Origin of the sequence: Shewanella sp. DW31, from assembly GCF_015767295.1 — a bacterium.
GTDB classification, from domain to species: Bacteria; Pseudomonadota; Gammaproteobacteria; order Enterobacterales; family Shewanellaceae; genus Shewanella; species Shewanella oncorhynchi.
On record NZ_JADWMP020000003.1, the window covers coordinates 1 to 18,205 of the forward strand.

The 18,205-nt window shown below is 44.9% G+C and carries 16 protein-coding genes; 8 read left to right on the top strand and 8 right to left on the bottom strand.

Going from position 1 to position 18,205, the window contains the following annotated elements:
• Positions 1-444, top strand: a 444-nt coding sequence (locus GWI56_RS03520; protein WP_198572152.1) for an IS4 family transposase, incomplete at its 5' end; no start/stop codon positions are given.
• 150 nt (positions 445-594) lie between these two features.
• On the opposite strand, the gene GWI56_RS03525 is transcribed toward GWI56_RS03520, so the two are convergent.
• Together GWI56_RS03525 and GWI56_RS03530 are read right to left on the bottom strand one after the other, a co-directional pair.
• Positions 595-1,143, bottom strand: a complete 549-nt coding sequence (locus GWI56_RS03525) for a DUF1415 domain-containing protein (protein WP_198572153.1) — start codon at positions 1,141-1,143, stop codon at positions 595-597.
• A gap of 26 nt (positions 1,144-1,169) precedes the next feature.
• Positions 1,170-1,763: a LysE family translocator gene (locus GWI56_RS03530; RefSeq protein WP_113938904.1), complete on the bottom strand. Its 594-nt coding sequence runs from the start codon at positions 1,761-1,763 to the stop codon at positions 1,170-1,172.
• A 400-nt stretch (positions 1,764-2,163) separates the two neighbouring features.
• Between GWI56_RS03530 and GWI56_RS03535 the strand changes: the two genes are divergently transcribed.
• Entirely contained in the window at positions 2,164-2,847 is a 684-nt protein-coding gene (locus GWI56_RS03535) for a DUF4136 domain-containing protein (protein WP_198572154.1), read from the top strand.
• A 248-nt stretch (positions 2,848-3,095) separates the two neighbouring features.
• Here GWI56_RS03535 and GWI56_RS03540 read toward each other — a convergent pair whose 3' ends face one another.
• The 3 genes from GWI56_RS03540 to GWI56_RS03550 form a co-directional block, all read right to left on the bottom strand.
• Entirely contained in the window at positions 3,096-3,917 is an 822-nt protein-coding gene (locus tag GWI56_RS03540) for a DUF2797 domain-containing protein (RefSeq protein WP_198572155.1), read from the bottom strand.
• A 161-nt stretch (positions 3,918-4,078) separates the two neighbouring features.
• Positions 4,079-4,732 (bottom strand): DedA family protein, encoded by a 654-nt coding sequence (locus GWI56_RS03545; protein ID WP_198572156.1) that lies wholly within the window; start codon positions 4,730-4,732, stop codon positions 4,079-4,081.
• Between the two features lie 461 nt (positions 4,733-5,193).
• Complete coding sequence (locus GWI56_RS03550; RefSeq protein ID WP_198572157.1) at positions 5,194-5,694, bottom strand: ACT domain-containing protein; 501 nt, start codon at positions 5,692-5,694, stop codon at positions 5,194-5,196.
• A 200-nt stretch (positions 5,695-5,894) separates the two neighbouring features.
• On the opposite strand from GWI56_RS03550, the gene GWI56_RS03555 reads away from it, so the two are divergent.
• The 4 genes from GWI56_RS03555 to phoU all read left to right on the top strand — a co-directional run bounded on the left by GWI56_RS03555 (position 5,895) and on the right by phoU (position 11,504).
• Complete coding sequence (locus tag GWI56_RS03555; protein WP_198572158.1) at positions 5,895-8,153, top strand: ABC transporter permease subunit; 2,259 nt, start codon at positions 5,895-5,897, stop codon at positions 8,151-8,153.
• 59 nt (positions 8,154-8,212) lie between these two features.
• Positions 8,213-9,871: a phosphate ABC transporter permease PstA gene (gene pstA / locus GWI56_RS03560; RefSeq protein ID WP_028760532.1), complete on the top strand. Its 1,659-nt coding sequence runs from the start codon at positions 8,213-8,215 to the stop codon at positions 9,869-9,871.
• Between the two features lie 33 nt (positions 9,872-9,904).
• Positions 9,905-10,723: a phosphate ABC transporter ATP-binding protein PstB gene (gene pstB, locus GWI56_RS03565; protein WP_028760531.1), complete on the top strand. Its 819-nt coding sequence runs from the start codon at positions 9,905-9,907 to the stop codon at positions 10,721-10,723.
• Between the two features lie 70 nt (positions 10,724-10,793).
• Positions 10,794-11,504, top strand: coding sequence for a phosphate signaling complex protein PhoU (phoU, locus tag GWI56_RS03570; RefSeq protein ID WP_028760530.1), 711 nt, complete (start codon positions 10,794-10,796; stop codon positions 11,502-11,504).
• 622 nt (positions 11,505-12,126) lie between these two features.
• Here phoU and GWI56_RS03575 read toward each other — a convergent pair.
• From GWI56_RS03575 to GWI56_RS03585, 3 genes are all read right to left on the bottom strand, one after another.
• Positions 12,127-12,411, bottom strand: a complete 285-nt coding sequence (locus GWI56_RS03575; protein WP_198572159.1) for a hypothetical protein — start codon at positions 12,409-12,411, stop codon at positions 12,127-12,129.
• A 59-nt stretch (positions 12,412-12,470) separates the two neighbouring features.
• On the bottom strand, positions 12,471-14,219 hold the full coding sequence (locus GWI56_RS03580; protein WP_198572160.1) for a caspase family protein: 1,749 nt from the start codon (positions 14,217-14,219) through the stop codon (positions 12,471-12,473).
• Between the two features lie 421 nt (positions 14,220-14,640).
• On the bottom strand, positions 14,641-15,036 hold the full coding sequence (locus tag GWI56_RS03585) for a VOC family protein (protein ID WP_028760528.1): 396 nt from the start codon (positions 15,034-15,036) through the stop codon (positions 14,641-14,643).
• A gap of 186 nt (positions 15,037-15,222) precedes the next feature.
• On the opposite strand from GWI56_RS03585, the gene GWI56_RS03590 reads away from it, so the two are divergent.
• Entirely contained in the window at positions 15,223-15,804 is a 582-nt protein-coding gene (locus GWI56_RS03590; protein WP_028760527.1) for a DUF502 domain-containing protein, read from the top strand.
• 398 nt (positions 15,805-16,202) lie between these two features.
• Entirely contained in the window at positions 16,203-18,179 is a 1,977-nt protein-coding gene (locus GWI56_RS03595) for a BCCT family transporter (RefSeq protein WP_105249669.1), read from the top strand.
• Positions 18,180-18,205 lie beyond the last annotated feature (26 nt).

The window sequence follows — 18,205 nt, forward strand, 5'->3', positions numbered from 1 at the left end:
TATGAGTTGACCGCCAAAGAGCCTTGGGCACTGGTGACTAACTTGACCATGGAAGCCATGTCGCCTCAAAAACTGGTTAATATTTACCAAAAGCGGATGCAAATAGAAGAAACCTTTAGAGATTTAAAAAGTCCCGCTTATGGCTTTGGTTTACGTCATAGCAGAACACGTTACGCGGCGAGGATGGATATACTGCTATTGATAGCATTATTGGTGCAACTGGCATTTTGGTGGGTAGGATTATACGGGGAAACACAGCAATTACAGCGGCACTTCCAAGCAAACACGATAAAGAAAAGGAATGTGCTATCAACAATCAGGATGGGCAAAGAACTGCTGCGGCGACGGCATGATTACCCCATATCAGCAGATAATTTGCTTTGTGCTGCGAAGAAACTAGCTGAACTCTCATTAATTCATGGTTGTTGGGGTTATGAATTATGAGGGGATCCTACAGCGTCGAGCCCTCATGGATGAGTTCACGGCGAGTCACTGGAATGATAGTGCTTAATGTCTAACTTGGAATAACGTCAACAGCCCAATAAACCCTGTCTTGCTTTGTATAACTGCTTTCTGTTGTTTAAAGAAACGAAGCTATTTCCCCATGCACTCTGCTAACAGTTTGACGAAAAAGTCGCTGCCTTTGCGTTCGCAAAAGGCGATATTGCGCTCTGGGATGGTTTCGGGATCGTTGTAGTTAGCAAGGGCTAACTCCATGCTGGCTTCGCGGATGATGTGCAGGGTTGGGTAGGGCGCGCGGTTGGTGAAGTTGGCTGCCCCGTCCTGTGGTTCGCCATCGAAACAATAGTCTGGGTGGAAGGTGGCGAGTTGGTAAGTGCCTTCGTACTCGTGTTCGATAAGCGTATCGGTTGCCATGTCGATAAGGTCGAGATAAGCATAAAACCCCTCAAAACCACGGGGTAGAATAAACAGTGTGGTTTCGGCTTCGGGGTGGGCGTCGAGGTATTGGCATTCTTCAATCAATGCCTTGAGTACGAGTTTGGCTTTAGTTTGTTCCACCACCAAATACCGAATACTGCCGCGTTCGACTTCTTGTCTGGCGAAGGGGCAAATATTGTATTTCATGATCACTTTTTTCACCCAGTCGTCGGTTTGTTGAGTGATCATGTCAATTTCGTTCATGGCGGTCGTTTGCTCGTGCTTAAAAATTAGGGGGCGATCATAGGGATGATAGACGCCACAAGCAAGAGCGCCATGCTGATATTAAAAATCTTCTGTTGGCGCTCATTTTTTAAAATGCGTTTAAGGGCCACACCAAAGCCGAGCCAGACGATAGCGCAGGGAAAGGCGACGCACAAAAATACCGTTGCGATAGTGATGACCTGCGGGGTCAAATCCTGCTGTACTGACGTGAACGTCGCAATCGCGCCCACGGCCATGATCCAGCCCTTAGGGTTGACCCATTGAAAGGCCGCGGCTTGGATAAAACTGAAGGGTTTAGCAATGGCTTTGCCTTCCATCTTGCTACTGCTGTTGGCAATCAACCAAGACAGATACAAAAGGTAACCTATGCCGACGACTTTAATCACTTGATGGATGATAGGATAGCTTTGGAATAGGGCGCTCAAGCCCAAACCTATCGCGAGGATCATAGTCGGGAAGCCAAGGCTTATTCCCATAAGATGCGGAATACTGCGTTTTACGCCAAAGTTTACCCCTGAGGTCATCAGCATAATATTGTTAGGCCCTGGGGTGATCCCCGATGAAAAGGCAAACAACGCGATAGCGAGTATTAACTCCATAGATAGATCCACACCTTTTATTTTAGTTTTATGGCATTGTGATTATTTGCCGCATTGAGCCTGCGATTTACTCATCTGACGTTACGCAATACTGTGTTGCTATTATTTATAATTGCGACATTTGATTGCAACGCAGGCGAGGCATTCTAGCGATTAAATGTTGCCGCGCCTATACGACATAGTGAGTTTATAAACTAAAAAGAATAACAAAATATGTACATGCCTCGATGGGATTAATGGCGTGAGAATAGGGCTAGCGCAGTTTGATGGTTTTCTGTGTTAGTACGAAAATCAAGATATATTGGAATATGCTGATTTAACACTATGATGGATATCAGCTTTCAGTTTTAGTAATAGCAACTATCCTTAGACAGCATTTTATAGATTGAGGTAACAGGGCATGATGAATCCATCATTAAATAGTGAGCTAAGTGGAGTGCTAAATCGACAGTTCAGTCGAGTTCCTTGCTGGGCTCCCGACCGAGTGTTAAGTCGGTATTTGAGAGTGTTAATACTGCTTTTTAGCAGCGTTTTAGGTCTTACTGGGTGCGTAACTGTGACGGATAACGCGGCGCAGCCGTTGCGAACCACAATCGTGATGTCTGGTGATCTCAGTGAATTACCGTCAACGGCAATGACATTCACTTGGCATCCTAAATTTCAAAAAATCATCACAGATAAACGCTTAGATCCGCAGCCAGTGTTGCAACACATGCAAGCCGTATTAAAGCAAACTTTGCAGAGTAAGGGATATCGCTGGGTTGAAGATCCACTACTGGCGGATTTTCAGGTTGGCTTTGGCGTCGCTATGGGAACTGAAATGAGCGATGAACAAATTTTGGCAGTGACAGGGTTAGTCGCTGGGCTGTCAACCGACGGTGTGAATACCCAAAAGTATGACAAAGGTACCGTGGTGATAGCGCTCTTTAAACCCACTAAAATACAGGGCGTTGATGAGCCAATTTGGCGAGTGCTTGCCCAAGGTTTTGGCAACATTAAAAAGATGGATGAGCTAACCGAAAATTTCGACAGTCTCATTGCCAGTATGTTGGCCAATATGCCGTCGGTTAATGTGGCTCCTTAGCCAGCGTTTGAGCTTTAGTTCAGTTCTAAGTGAATTGAGTCAGCATTTTGGTTGGAGCATTCGCCAGATAAACGGGATTAGTGCTTAATTGAGGTGTCTTGGTCCCATGTTTGTGGTGCTAGCTCCCATTTTTGAACTGTGGGACATGGTACTTTAGTGACAGCCATCTCAATAAAGGGCGCGGCAGTGAAAACTGCCGCGCTTTTTCATTTTAATGGAGGGAAGTTCCATTTTGATTTCAGACTGTTTCAGTCGTGCTCGACTGTGATCTCGTAGGATGAAAACTTACGAATGTTAATCACGCCCGTATCAAACATTAAATACTGCCCTTTGATCCCCTGCAAAATTCCGCTGACGACCACATCTTTATCGAAATTGTGCGAAGTGATCTTCTTCGGAAAGGTGTCAATTGGATAATGAATTGGCTGAATCGTTTCGTGCAAACGCTCGATACTGTAATCGCCTTTTTGCATGCCGATTTCGTGTAACTTAGCCTCAATTTGTGGGATCAGTTCCGAAGCCTTAGCATTTAAATCAATATCGTCGGCATGGCCTTTTAACATGGCTTGCCAATGGGTTTTATCATTAACCAGTTTTGCCAATTCTACTTCGACTAAGCCTGAGAGCTGCCTTGCTGAGACTTTAAAAATCGGTAAACCTTGGGTAGCACCTTGGTCAATCCAACGGGTGGGCAGTTGAGTGTGGCGGGTAATGCCGACTTTAACGCCCGAGGTATTTGACAAGTAGACATAATGCGGCACAAAACAGTGGCTCTGGGCCCACTCTGGTTCGCGGCAAGTGCCTTGGTCGTAATGACAAGTTTCCGGCTTCATGATGCACATATCGCAACTCGCCAACTTTTGCATACAGACAAAACAATGGCCCTGCGAGTAACTCTTCTTGCTCTTTTTACCACAGTTGCAGCAGAAGATATTACCCGTGTGGGTCAAGGTTAATTGCTTGCCTATCAATGGATTGAGCGGGAGTAACTCATCACCAACAACGAGTTGATATTGCACTTGTTGCGCGTCATCTAACTGCACGCGCATCTTTTTTAGCGTTCCTAACATGGTCATCCTAATGTGTTGCGTTCTGGTGCAGCTTAGTCGCTCATTATGCGTTCTAGTGCACGCTTTCGTTATATCGTCATTGCGTGGCCGTCAGTATACAAGATTATCCAAGTCAGTTTAGATAGGAATTTTTGCTAAGTGAGTCGATTGACTGAGTGCACCTAAACCTCTTTTGTTTTACTTAACCATTTGTACACTAAGGCAATAATACCGAAAGTAAGCAAGGCTACTGGTAAGTAAATGATTATGCTCATAAATTGTGTTTGGTATTTTGTTGCTAATTGGGTATGGCTAATGAGATACCCAAAACCAACAACGGAAAAAATCCACACCATTGAACTGATGAAGTTAATGAGTAAAAAACGACGGGAAGAAATACCCGTTGCACCTAAAATATAGGGGTAAACGGTACGAACAAAAGGAATATAACGTGCGAGTAGCAGGGTTATCACTCCATAGTTATCAATTAGGTGGGTCGCTTTTTTCTGATGTTTGATATCAATATTCGACAGCAGTTTTTGGTAAATTTGGGTATGCCCTAAAAATCGACCCTGTAAATAACCTATAGCTGTACCTGTAAAGGTTGCTAGAACCAATAACGGCATAATACCGATATGAAGAATATCTTGATAAATCAGCACTCCAGTGAGAAAGAGTAGGCTATCTCCGGGTAAAAATGCGGTGGGAATAAAGCCATTTTCTAACACTAAAAAGCCACAAATTAATGCGCTGACCATGAGGGCGATTTTAGGATTGGCTAAAACCGCCAGATCATTGTGTATCATGGCTTGGGCCAGTTCGTATAACTGCTCCATACGTACTACTCCCTAAAATAATTGATAAAACATAAAGATGGTAAAGCTCGAAAGCGGCAATTTTGAACCTGAGCTATGGTGTTTCGTGGGTTATTCTACCAAGGGAGCATGAATCGAAAGGCAGTTACAACATTAAATTTTGTTGGTGTTAGTGTGTTTATGGTTCAGTAATCGGGTTTTGTGGGCTTTTTATAGTAAAAATATTAAGCATTATTATAGGGTTAATAAATTTTAAATGATGACATCAACTTACAAACCCACTTGCCAGATTCCTATGCGCATTCCAACTATCCAGTATTGATTGCACTGGCTTAACTTAATTTGAACACCTTTCCGCGAATGTCGGTTTTTAAGCATTGTTTTTAAGCGCACTTTAAGTGCTGTTTGAAAGTGCTATTGCGAGTGCGCTCTCTAAATATATTGGTGTGCTAAGTGTTAGCTCGCCGTAAAAGTAAACAAGATTAACGGCTTAATCTATCGAGCACGAGATCATCCCCAAGAGCATAGAGGGATTCTACCAGTTGATCTTCTTGGGCGAGATCTGTGAGTCCAAGGCCAATGGTTGCCCGAAACAAAGCTATGCCTGTGTGGCCTGCGGTTTCATATTGACTACTAAACTGCTCGACATTGATGCCAATTGCATTGATTTTATTGGATATATCGAGCACGAGTCCGGGTCTGTCATAGGCCACTAGGTTGTAACTTAAGCGTTTGATGGGCTTAAGAGCGACCGAGGTTTTGGAGTAGGTGAGGGACAGGCTATCGATGCATTCTAGGGCCTCAATGAGCTCGTCCATGCGCAGTGACGGCACTTCGAGTAACAATATCGCGGCAAAGACACCGTCAATATGGCGTAATTCTGAGTCGAGCCAGTTGCCGCCATGACGACTCACAGCATGGGCGATTTGTTCTACTAATCCTTTTCTATCAGGTGCTTGTAATGTGATTAAGTATCGTAGCATAGTGACTGACTCCTATTTTTTGTAAAAGGCACCTGTTTTAAAACGGGGTGTAACACAACTGTCATCTTTGCGTCATATAATCCAACGCACTTAGAATAAAGGATGTTGTTATTGCTCAGTTTACGTTCAAACAGTGTAAGCATAGCACTCGGCAAATCCTAGCGAAAAAACTCGCTAGCTATTAATAATAGAGGTTCTTAATGGAAAGTCAGGTCACTCAACCTGGTTCTGCATCGCACAGTATGCTTAAAGGCGGACGCTCGAATCGCAGGGCATTTAAGGATAAAGCGGCGCAAATCAGCGTCACTATCGGCGGCACTATGGTATTTGTCGCCTTATTGTTGATCTTCTTTTATCTGTTGTATGTGATTAAACCCATTTTCGACAGTGCTGATGTCACACCCGTTAAGAGTGTGAGCTATCAACACGCGGATGTGCCGACCTTAATGGTGGGTGCTGAAGAGCAAAATGAGGTGATGTACCGTGTGAGTGTTCATGGTCAAGTGGACTTCTATACTGTTGCCGACGGTAGCTTACTTTCTAGCTTTACCCCGACGTTACCAGCGGGTGTTACCGTCACCAGCGCCGCCGTTGCTGTACCGAGCGAACAACGTTTTGCGCTGGGATTAAGTAATGGTCAGGTCATAGTGGCGGGCCTAGAGTTTGGTTTAACGTACCCCAATAACAAACGTTTAATCACACCTAAACTGCGTTATCCCGCAGGTGAAACCCCCATTACCGTCGATGAGACGGGCAGCGCGATTCATAAGCTGACCTTCACTTATAGCTCAGACAAAATGAGTTTTGCTTATCAAGATGAAAGTGGTGTTTGGCGCCTCACTCGTCTCGAAGGGCAAGAGAACATGATGACTGAAGAAGTGGAGTGGGTTTCTACGACGTCACAAATTCAAGATGCGCCGAAGAAAGTCTCCCATGAGCTGATGACGCCCGATCAACGTCAATTGATGTTGCAAACTGGCAATAAAATTTTCGTGTATGACATCCGTGATACTGACAGCTTAGATCTGCTGCAGGTGATTGATGTTGAACGTGCTAAGGCACAAGTCAATAACGTGGCTTTGCTGGCGGGAGCGAGTTCATTACTGGTCAGTTATGACACAGGTATTGTGGCGCAGTACTTCCAAGTTAATGGTGAAAAAGGGCGTTTATATCAAGAGATTCGTCAGTTTGATGACTTACCGCCCATTAGTTCGATTGCCTCTGAGTTTTATCGTAAGAGTTTCGCGACAGTGAGCCCTGAGGGTGAGCTAACACTACTCTATACCACGAGTCATCGTGAACTGTTTGATGCAAAGTTTGACCTTAAAAACCCCGGTAAAATGGGCTTTACCCCACGCTCAAATGGCATAGTCGTTGAGGCGGACAAAAAGCTGCATATCTTCAGTGTGGAAAACTCCCACCCAGAAGTGTCATGGAGCGCTATGTGGGACAAAGTGTGGTATGAAGGTTATCCAGAGCCTAAATATGTATGGCAATCGACCTCAGGTTCTGACGATTTCGAAGCTAAGCTGAGCTTAATGCCATTGGCCTACGGCACAATGAAAGCGGCATTTTATGCCATGTTATTTGCCGTGCCTTTATCCGTTGCTGGTGCGATTTACACTGCTTACTTTATGTCGCCTAAAGTGCGCGGTTTCGTGAAACCGACCATTGAAATCATGGAAGCTTTACCAACGGTGATTTTAGGTTTCTTGGCGGGTCTGTGGTTAGCGCCACTGATTGAAGAGCATCTCCCCGGCATTTTAATTCTACTGATCTTATTGCCGACCTCGATACTCACATCTGCCTATGGCTGGAGTAGGTTGCCGGGTAAGTGGAAACAACGTTTACCCGAAGTGTACCAAGAGCTGATGTTGATCCCTGTGGTCTGTTTCGTGGGGTGGTTCTCTTTTGCGGTCAGCCCAATCATCGAAGTGGCGCTGTTTGATGGTAATACCCGTCAATTCATCACTAACGAACTGGGGATCACCTTCGACCAACGTAACGCGCTGGTGGTCGGTATTGCCATGGGCTTTGCGGTGATCCCAACGATTTTCTCCATCGCTGAAGATGCCATTTTCTCTGTACCGCGTCATTTATCTAACGGCAGCTTAGCCTTAGGTGCGACGCCTTGGCAGACATTGACACGCGTGGTGTTGTTAACCGCCAGTCCGGGAATTTTCTCGGCCATTATGATGGGCCTTGGCCGCGCCGTTGGCGAGACCATGATCGTACTGATGGCCACTGGTAACACTGCCATCATGGAATGGAGTGTGTTCGAAGGGATGCGAACCTTGGCGGCAAACATTGCGGTTGAAATGCCTGAATCGGCTATCGGTAGCTCGCATTATCGTGTGCTCTTCCTTGCTGCGTTCGTACTATTCATCTTTACATTCTTCTTTAACACCATTGCAGAAGTGGTGAGACAGCGTCTACGTGAACGCTATAGCTCGCTGTAACGGGGATAAGACAATGACATTAAATACTATTTCGCCAGTGACCTTGAGAGGTTTGTGCAATGGGTAAGTGGGTAAAATCAGGCTCGCCATGGATATGGATGACGGGCGGTGCCGTGAGCATCAGTTTGATTGCCGTCTTAGGCTTATTATTGTTAATCGCATGGCGCGGCTTAAGTTACTTTTGGCCTGCAACCGTTTACCAGTGGGAGCTTGAAGATAACACGGGTGTACGTTCGACCTTAATTGGTGAGGTTTACGATAGGGAAGAAGTACCGACTGAGCGTTTGATTGCTGCTGGACACGTGTTTAAGCAACATCCGGGCGAGTTTGTGACCCGTTACTTAGTGAAAACCGGTAACCGTGAATTTGTGGGTTTGGATTTCCGCTGGATATTAGGTACGGACATTGTTAGCCGTTCTGTGCCAAGCGAGGTCGCACTGATCGAGCGGGCTAAAAACGGTAACTTCTACGGTTATCCGATAGCTGTGATTGAAAATGGCAAGCGTCTCGATTTAGTGAATGATGCGATTGAATCTTCCTTAATGGAGCATATCGAACGCGCAGTTGCCTTATCGGACAAAGCGGTCGATTTGCAGAAGCAAGATATTGGCTCGATTAACTACGCCATTGAAAAATTGCGTTTGCAGGAGCGTCGTTTCGAGCTGGATGGGGAACTGACCGACAGTATTAAAGCTGAGTTGGTCGCCAAGAGAGCTCAACTGCAAGAAGATTACTTAGTGCTTGAAAAAGCGTTATTTGCCCTGCGTGATGATGCGGCGCGTGACTCGGTTATTGTCCGAGATATGCGCGGCGAAGAAGTTGAACTGAAGCTCGATACCGTTCTTGATGTGACCTATGTGAATCACTTAGGACTCATAGGCAAAATTGGTAAGTGGTTTGTCGGTATTGGACGCTTTATGAGTGACGATCCGCGTGAAGCCAACACTGAGGGCGGCGTGTTCCCCGCGATTTTCGGCACTGTATTTATGGTGATGTTGATGGCGGTTATCGTGACGCCATTTGGCGTGGTTGCGGCGGTTTATCTACATGAATATGCTAAGAAAGGCCCTATTACTAAGATGATCCGTATTGCGGTAATCAACTTAGCGGGTGTGCCCTCGATTGTGTATGGTGTATTCGGTTTAGGTTTCTTCGTGTACATGATGGGCGGTTCCATCGATCAATTGTTTTACGCTGAAGCTTTGCCTGCTCCTACCTTTGGTTCGCCAGGGGTGATTTGGTCGGCATTAACCCTCGCGATTTTGACGCTGCCTGTGGTTATTGTGTCGACTGAAGAAGGGTTAAGTCGTATTCCAAGCGCAGTACGTCAAGGTAGTTTGGCATTGGGCGCGACTAAGGCTGAAACCCTGTGGCGGATTGTGATCCCGATGGCGAGTCCAGCGATCATGACAGGTTTGATTTTAGCGGTCGCTCGTGCTGCCGGTGAAGTGGCACCACTGATGTTGGTGGGTGTCGTGAAATTAGCGCCAACATTACCACTGGACTTTAACTTCCCGTTTGTGCATTTAGAACGTAAGTTCATGCACTTAGGGTTCCATATATATGATGTGGGCTTCCAGAGTCCTAACGTTGAAGCGGCACGTCCTCTGGTGTATGCGACCTCTTTCTTGCTGGTGTCTGTGATTGTGGCACTCAACTTGACGGCCATTAGCGTGCGTAACCACTTACGTGAAAAATATCGTTCGCTTGAGCACTAATCAGCGATTATCCTGAAAGTATTAGGACTAAATATGATTTCTATAGATTCGACAGCAATGAAAACCAATAACTTTGATTTAGCTAACTTAAGCCAGAACGACACCGCGCTGGAGATCCGTAACTTAGATTTGCGCTATGGTGATAAGCAAGCGCTGTTTAATGTATCGATGAAGATCCCCAAGAAGCAAGTCACTGCCTTTATCGGCCCCAGTGGTTGTGGTAAATCGACACTATTGCGCTGTATTAACCGCATGAATGACTTAGTTGATAATTGTCATATTGGCGGCGAGATCTTGCTGCACGGCCAGAATATTTACGACAAGAAAATCGACGTCGCGGCCCTGCGCCGTAATGTCGGTATGGTGTTCCAACGCCCAAATCCTTTCCCTAAGTCGATTTACGAAAACGTTGTTTATGGCTTGAGATTGCAAGGGCTGAATAACCGTCGTGAACTCGACGAAGCGGCTGAGCGTTCATTGCGCGGCGCGGCGATTTGGGACGAAGTTAAAGACAGATTGCACGATAACGCCTTTGGTTTATCTGGCGGTCAACAGCAACGTCTGGTGATTGCCCGGGCGATAGCCATTGAGCCAGAAGTGTTATTACTCGACGAACCAACATCGGCACTCGATCCGATTTCGACGCTGACGATTGAAGAGTTAATCACTGAGCTTAAGACGAAATACACTGTGGTTATCGTGACTCACAACATGCAACAGGCGGCGCGGGTATCGGATCAAACGGCCTTTATGTATATGGGTGAATTAGTTGAATATGCTGATACTAATACGATTTTCACCACGCCGAAAAAACGTAAGACTGAAGATTACATCACAGGACGTTACGGTTAATCGCTTGAGTATCGGATAAGGCCACCACGGCTTGGTATGGGTCAACAGTTAAGTAACAGGTTGGAACGCAATGGAAAACATGAATTTAAGTAAGCACATTTCGGGTCAGTTCACCGCTGAGCTGGATGATATCCGTAATCGAGTGCTCGCCATGGGTGGCTTGGTTGAACGTCAGCTAGAGCAAGCGATTGATGCCTTAAGTGCCCTCGATGCCGAGTTAGCTCAGCGGGTGATTGCAGGCGATCATAAAGTCAATGCGATGGAAGTCTCCATTGACGAAGAATGCACGCGTATTATTGCTAAGCGTCAACCTGCGGCCAGTGATTTACGCTTGATTATCGCTATTTCAAAAACTATCGCCGATCTTGAGCGTATTGGTGATGCCTGTGTGCGGATTGCAAAAGCGGCATTAGATAAACGTTTGAATAATCAGCAGCCTTTGTTAGTTAGCATTGAAAATATGGGGCGTCATGCGACTCGGATGTTGCATGCGACTTTAGATGCCTTGGCCCGTATGGATGCCGATACCGCGTTAGAGCTGCATAAAGAAGATGCTAAGCTTGACCGTGAATATGAAGGCATTATTCGCCAGTTAATGACCTATATGATGGAAGATCCGCGTTCAATCCCAGACATACTCGACGTATTATGGGCTGCACGCGCAGTTGAGCGTGTCGGTGACCGCTGTAAAAATATTTGTGAATACATTATCTACTACGTGAAAGGCAAAGACGTTCGCCATACTTCCTACGAAGATATGGAAAAGGACATGAAAGGCTAACACAAGTATTAATCTGCTATTGTAATGCCATTCGCTGAATACAACGCTCCGCAGTCTCTGTGGAGCGTTTTGCTTTTAGGGCTTTTAAATGCGGCTTAATAAATGCCGACTGCTTTTATAGACTGATTTGACAGTACTAATAGCAATGATGAGTCAATTCGATTTGGTAAAAACGCATTGGGAAATTCTGCAGGCTAGTATAGCTGAGTGAACTGTCATTTTAGTTGCTAGGCGTTGGCTGGTATCCACACATACAGGCTTGCCATGGTACTTACTCACCGACACGGTGAATAGAAACCTAGGGTTTCTGAGCTTATGAACGAGAGCCATGGACGGCGAACTGGCTGTTAAATAGGGATGTTGTTCAAGTCCGTCCTTGGATGCTCGACCGCCCCGTCCATGGGGCGGACGGTCGTCTCGCTAATCACCATGGCTCACCTTTTGTGCATTCGTGTAATCTGTAGATTTAAAAGACATACGCAACATGCTTTTGGATATTTCCGAGTTAGACTTTTAGATCTAATTCGTGAGTTTCGGATTAGAATTTCTATGGATTAACGTTTGGTTAAGGGACGGACTTTAGCCCGTCCCAGTGAGCGCAGCTAGTGGTTTGAACCAGTTATTAGGCCTTGTCGTAGGCCCTATGAATTTCAGCCAGCGAGAATGGACGAGAGATTCGCTCTTCATCAAAGGCATCAGCTTGTTCAAATGTATCGTGGGATGACCCGCGTAGAGTCCTTGTTACACCATTCGGGAATATCACCTGATAGTTTGGCATGATGCCTTGTCCTGTTTTACCAAAACGTACTGTTGATTTGGAATGTCCGCGCATGTGATCAATCACATGTCGAAGAAATACCCTGCCAAGGGTTGGCACGGTTTCTTCATTCCACTCGATTCCTGACATAGTTACTCCATATTGTTTAGGGCAGTTTTAGGCGTCTGCGTGGAGCCGTTTGTTAGAGTTTAATACCATCTTAGGTTGGTCAATATCTCTTTTTGATAAAGTTCGGCTACCTCTTCATACCTTTCGTATTGACCTCCGAACATCCCAGCTTTTATAGGTCCCCAATCATTTCTATGCTGAGCCGCCTCATTTCTCAACTTTTGAAAAGGAGAAATACGACCCCTGCGATTTTTCCAACCAAACCTACCTATTGGCCCCCAAAAATGGCTGTCTTCTTGTTTCCTGAGGTCAGCCACAACTAACGCGAAAAGGACCTCGAATTCGTCAAAGACATCCTCATACCCCTTACCAAGGAAAAGCATGTCGTCTAGTTCTGGCTGGACTAACTTATACAGGTATTCACTCAAGGGGGTGTATTGGCGTTCGTGATCAGGAATTTTTTTGAATGCATCTGCCAAATCACCTGCGGCATTGCCGGCCTTGTGTACAAAATATGAAGCGCTGCTGTCGTAATCAGTTGACCCCAGCTTTGTAAAAAAAATTGAAGCTAAGCTTTTGTAATTTTTTCCCTCTAAAGCAGCAATTCCAGCATGGTACATTACTAAAAGAAGTGGATACCACCTTAGGTTTACCCAAATCACCAATCCCCCGCGGCTCTCTAATAAGCGGTCGCAAGATCTAGAAATAATCTTTGTCAGTGAGTTTAATTGGATCTCGTTTGCCCAGTGTGAGAGACAAGCCACTATCATGGAGAGATCTTTCGAATAAAGCTCATAAGATGATATACGCTCCAAAAACTCTTCTTGAGAGAATTGGCCACTAGTAGCAAAGCTATCTTCACTAGTGGCAGATAAGAAGCGACGAACTTCTTCTATTGCAAAGTCATGGAGTTTAATTTGTGAATTATTTGAAGATATAAGTTCTTTAACGTATCCCACTTTTTCTTCAGTTGTTTTTGAAGATCTAACTTCATCTACGTACTGAATGGTGATTAGCTCATCGGTATCTTTCGTTCCATCATTTTCAACAGTTTCTTTTACTGGTACTGAAATTATAAAATCACCGTCACCATCAAACTGGCCGTAATGCGGTGTTTGATCTGAATTTATGTCATTTGACACTTTTGAATAAACGTAAGCCATTAAACCACTCGCAGTGATAACGCCGTATTCGTTTGAAGCTTTACCTCTAATTCCTTCGATAAAATGGCCCGTAAAGACCGAATGGTTAGGCAGCGGACCACCAGCATCGGCGACAACTTCATTAGCCTTTCCAGCGGTAATTACCTGCCTTGAAAATCTTTGATACATATCCCTTAGGAATCTGCTGCTGCCTGGCCGCAGATCCCTGTGAACGGCGAGACCGCCATAGCATGCATCCATTACGAATAAGATATGCTTTGCCCGAACTAACTCGGCGTTTCTAGTTAATTCGTCCCAGCGAATAAATGTAGAATAGTCAGCCATATCAGCGTCATAGGGAACTAGGTAGCCAACTTCACCCTTTACTCCTGATCTTGTGTGGCCGTGGCCTGCAAAGAAGACAAATAATCGGTCATCTACTTTTACATCGTCGTTTGAAAACCGTAGAAATGATTTAAGTATGTTAGATTTTGTTGCATTTTGGTCTACAAGGTATGTGACATTATTCTGTTCGAAGCCAAGTTCTTCTACAAGAATCTCACTGACTTCACGAGCATCATTTACTGCATAACTCAAAGGCGAAACACTCTTGTATTGGTTTATGCCAATAACTAACGCTCTACTTGTTTCATACTTTTGTTGAAGTATAAATTTCAAATCACGCACTGAGTTTATTCCTTATGTACTCTAACGTCTTAGTATTTATGCGTTGCGCTGTTTGCAGGGCATAAATCACTTCTTGGCTCAATCTCAAATATGGCCGCTGCCACATCCATGTCAAATGGTATAAATGATGCTATAGGAATTTGCTTTTTTGCGGTAGCGGTTTTTTATACAGTTTGATGGGTAATCACTTGATATTGTTTTAGCTTTCTTATTTCGCTTGCTTACTTTTTTGCTGATTAATTGCGTTCTAATGACTCAAAATCCCAAGGAATACGCCATCCCCTCGGAGTGCCGCAGGGCGAATAGAGCTCTTGATTAAAAAATTAAAATGAAGTTTTGAAAGCTTAACGTCGATATTCCTCGTACTCGCTAGAACTATATAGAAACTAAACTTTAATAAAAATGAAGTTTTTAACTTCGCTTACCCAGTGCAGGCGGGCAGATATTCTGATAACTCAAGCAGGTTATAATCTGGGTCGCGGATATAGACAGAGTTTATCCGGCCTGTGGCACCGGTTCGTAGCACTGGTCCTTCAATGATTTCAATCTGAAGTGCGTTTAAATGCGCGATCACTTCTTCTATGTTGTGGCTGACCACAAAACACAGATCGGCACTGCCGGGCTTGGCTGCTGCGGCTTTAGGTTCAAATTCTGCCCCCGCTTGATGCAAGTTAATCTTTTGGTCGCCAAAACTTAACGCAATACGCTGATTGCCAAATACCACTTTTTTCATCCCGAGCACGGTTTGATAAAATTCGACGCTGACGGCGATGTCTTTTACGGTTAAGACCAAATGATCTAAGCGGGTTACGCGCATTTTACTTTCCTTAGAATGGCTCAGAGTGGGCTCTGAATTTGAACGCTATCTCTATGCTTGAGACTATTACTGTCAGATACCTTACATCATGTGCTGGTGCAAAAGTGACTCTGTGGTAGCATTTGTGGCGTTTTTTTGCGTAAATATTTTATGCCTTCTGTATCCCTATGACTGAATGAGAGTGTGATGAAAAAAACCTTAGCCCGCGGCTTAATGAATCTATTACCTATGGCCTTGAGTTTGTGGCTGTTTTGGTCGTTGTTTGTATCGTTAGATGGTTTAGGAATTGTAATTTTAGAGTTGGTAGGGATAAACCAACACTTTGTCGGCGCGGGATTTATGCTGGTGGTGGCATTAGTTTTTGCCGTGGGCCTGCTGTTTTCGGTCAGCCCGATTGTGTGGCTTTATGGTTGGCTTGAGCGCCAGTTGATGCGTTTCCCATTGTTTAAATCGGTTTATGGCAGTATCCGTGATATCGCCTCTTTGATGAATCGTGATGGTAAGCCAACAAGCCAAAAGACAGTGTTAGTGAAACAGGCGAATGGCAGTTTTGTGGTGGGCTTTATTATGACGGATACGCCGCCACAGCCCTTGTTAGATGCGCTACCAGAGGGCGATTGGGTGCCTGTGTTGTTCCAATTGAGCTATCAAATGGCGGGCGTGACGAGCTTAGTTAAGCGGGATGATTTAATTATGGTTGATTGGTCGTTTGAGGAGGCGATGCGCTTCAATTTAACTGCTGGTATCTCGCAGTCACCGACTAAGTAATCCGATGAAGGTTTGTGCGTTTTAGCGTTTAAAATTAAATTTGATGATTTTTGTGGTATAATTTTTTGGCGACCAATATGGTCGCCATTTTTTATGCTGAATATTCTAGTAATATATTTGTTTTATGCTAAAGGTGGGTGTTAGCTGCCTTAGTGGTGTTAATTCTGTTTATCCATCAATCATTGGCTTAAAAAAGTCGAGTGTTGTTAATCCCGTTGTTCAGATCCTGTCGCGTTTAGCCATAGCGAGTCGTTGCCATGATCTTTGGGATTTCCCCCATACTGGTCATAGATGAGCCACGCAGTATTAACCAAATTTTAAGTATAAGTTTTGTCCTATCTCGCCGTTGGTATGTTGAGATATTTGGAGTGTGAACCCGCTAGAAATAGGGAGAGTCAATGTCAATCAAGTCTAGTATTAATCCGCCGGTATTTTATTCGTCGGTCTTTTTCATCATCTTGATGGTGATGATTTGCGCAGTATGGCCCACAGAGGCAAACACCTTTTTTAGATCAATGCAGTCATGGATAGAAATGAAAGCCGGTTGGCTTTACATTCTAAGTGTGGCGTTTTTCCTGATTTTTATCATATTTGTCATGGTCAGTCGCTTCGGCGATATCAAACTAGGACCAGATCATTCAGTGCCTGACTATAGCTATAAAAGCTGGATCGCCATGTTGTTTTCGGCGGGTATGGGCATAGGTTTGATGTTTTTTGGGGTCGCTGAACCTGTTATGCACTATCTGGCGCCGCCGGATGCAACCCCTGAGAGTCTTATTGCCGCAAAAGAGGCAATGAAGATCACTTTCTTCCATTGGGGACTGCATGCTTGGGCGATTTACGCTGTGGTGGCATTGAGTCTGGCCTATTTCTCTTATCGACATAAGTTACCGCTACTGCCGCGAAGTGCGCTTTATCCCTTAATTGGTGAACGCATTTATGGTCCTATTGGCCATACAGTGGATACCTTTGCTGTGCTTGGCACTATGTTTGGGGTGGCGACATCACTGGGCTTTGGGGTGTTGCAGGTCAATTCTGGGTTGAGTTATTTATTCGAAGGCTTACCCAATAATGCTGTGGTGCAGGTGTGTTTGATTATCGGCATTACTTTATTGGCGACATTATCGGTATTTTCTGGTCTCGATAAAGGCGTGAAACGCTTAAGCGAACTCAATCTGGGTCTCGCGATTATTTTATTGCTTATCGTCTTGATCCTTGGCCCTACGGTTATGCTGTTGCAGGCTTTTGTGCAGAACACCGGTAGTTACTTAAGTGATTTAGTCGGCAAAACCTTTAACTTGTACGCTTATGAACATAAGGAAGATTGGCTCGGCGGCTGGACCTTGCTCTATTGGGGCTGGTGGATTTCTTGGTCACCTTTTGTCGGTACCTTTATTGCGCGCGTGAGCCGCGGCCGTACCATCCGTGAGTTTTTGATAGGTGTGTTATTTGTGCCATCGGCGCTGACCTTTCTGTGGATGACGGTATTTGGTAATACGGCGATTGATTCGATTATGAATCACGGCGCGACCTATCTTGCCGAGGCGGTGAATACCGATGTGTCAGTGGCCTTGTTTGTGTTTTTCGAGCACATGCCGTTTCCTACATTACTTTCTGGGATTGCGATTTGTTTAGTTGTTACTTTCTTTGTGACCTCGTCGGATTCGGGATCCTTAGTGATTGATAATCTAACCTCGGGTGGTGATAACAATGCCCCCGTATGGCAGAGGATCTTTTGGGCACTGTTGCAAGGGGTCGTTGCTTCGGTATTGTTGTTAGCGGGTGGGTTACAGGCGCTGCAAACGGCGGCAATCGCCAGTGCTATGCCGTTTTTAGTGGTGATGCTATTCATGTGTCTGGGCCTATTTAAAGCCCTGAAAAATGATTGGCTGAAGATTAATAGCGTGCAGTTACACAATACTAGTGTGCAATACGCCAAAACTAATATGAGCTGGGAAGAGCGTATTGGGGTTTTAGTCTCGCATCCTACCCATGAAGAAGCGCAAGTGTTCTTGAATAATGTGGCTACGCCCGCTTTATCTAAGGTGTGTCAACACTTTATGGCTAAAGGCATAGTGGCCGATCTTGAATACTTAGATGGCCGCGTGCGACTAGTGATCAGCAATGAGGTGAATTTGCCCTTTGTTTACGGTGTACGAACGCGTTGTTTTGACATCACTAACCCAATAGGGACTGAAATCGAGCAGGGCAATACCTTGTATTACCGCGCCGAAGTGTACCTTGAACAAGGTGGTCAGCATTACGATGTGATGGGTTATACCGAAGAGCAAATCCTCGCGGATGTGGTGACTCAGTATGAAAAATACTTACATTATTTGCATCTGTCGAATGCCGATCATGCCCACGTAAGCTAAGTAACGTAAGTTAAGTAAACTAAGCC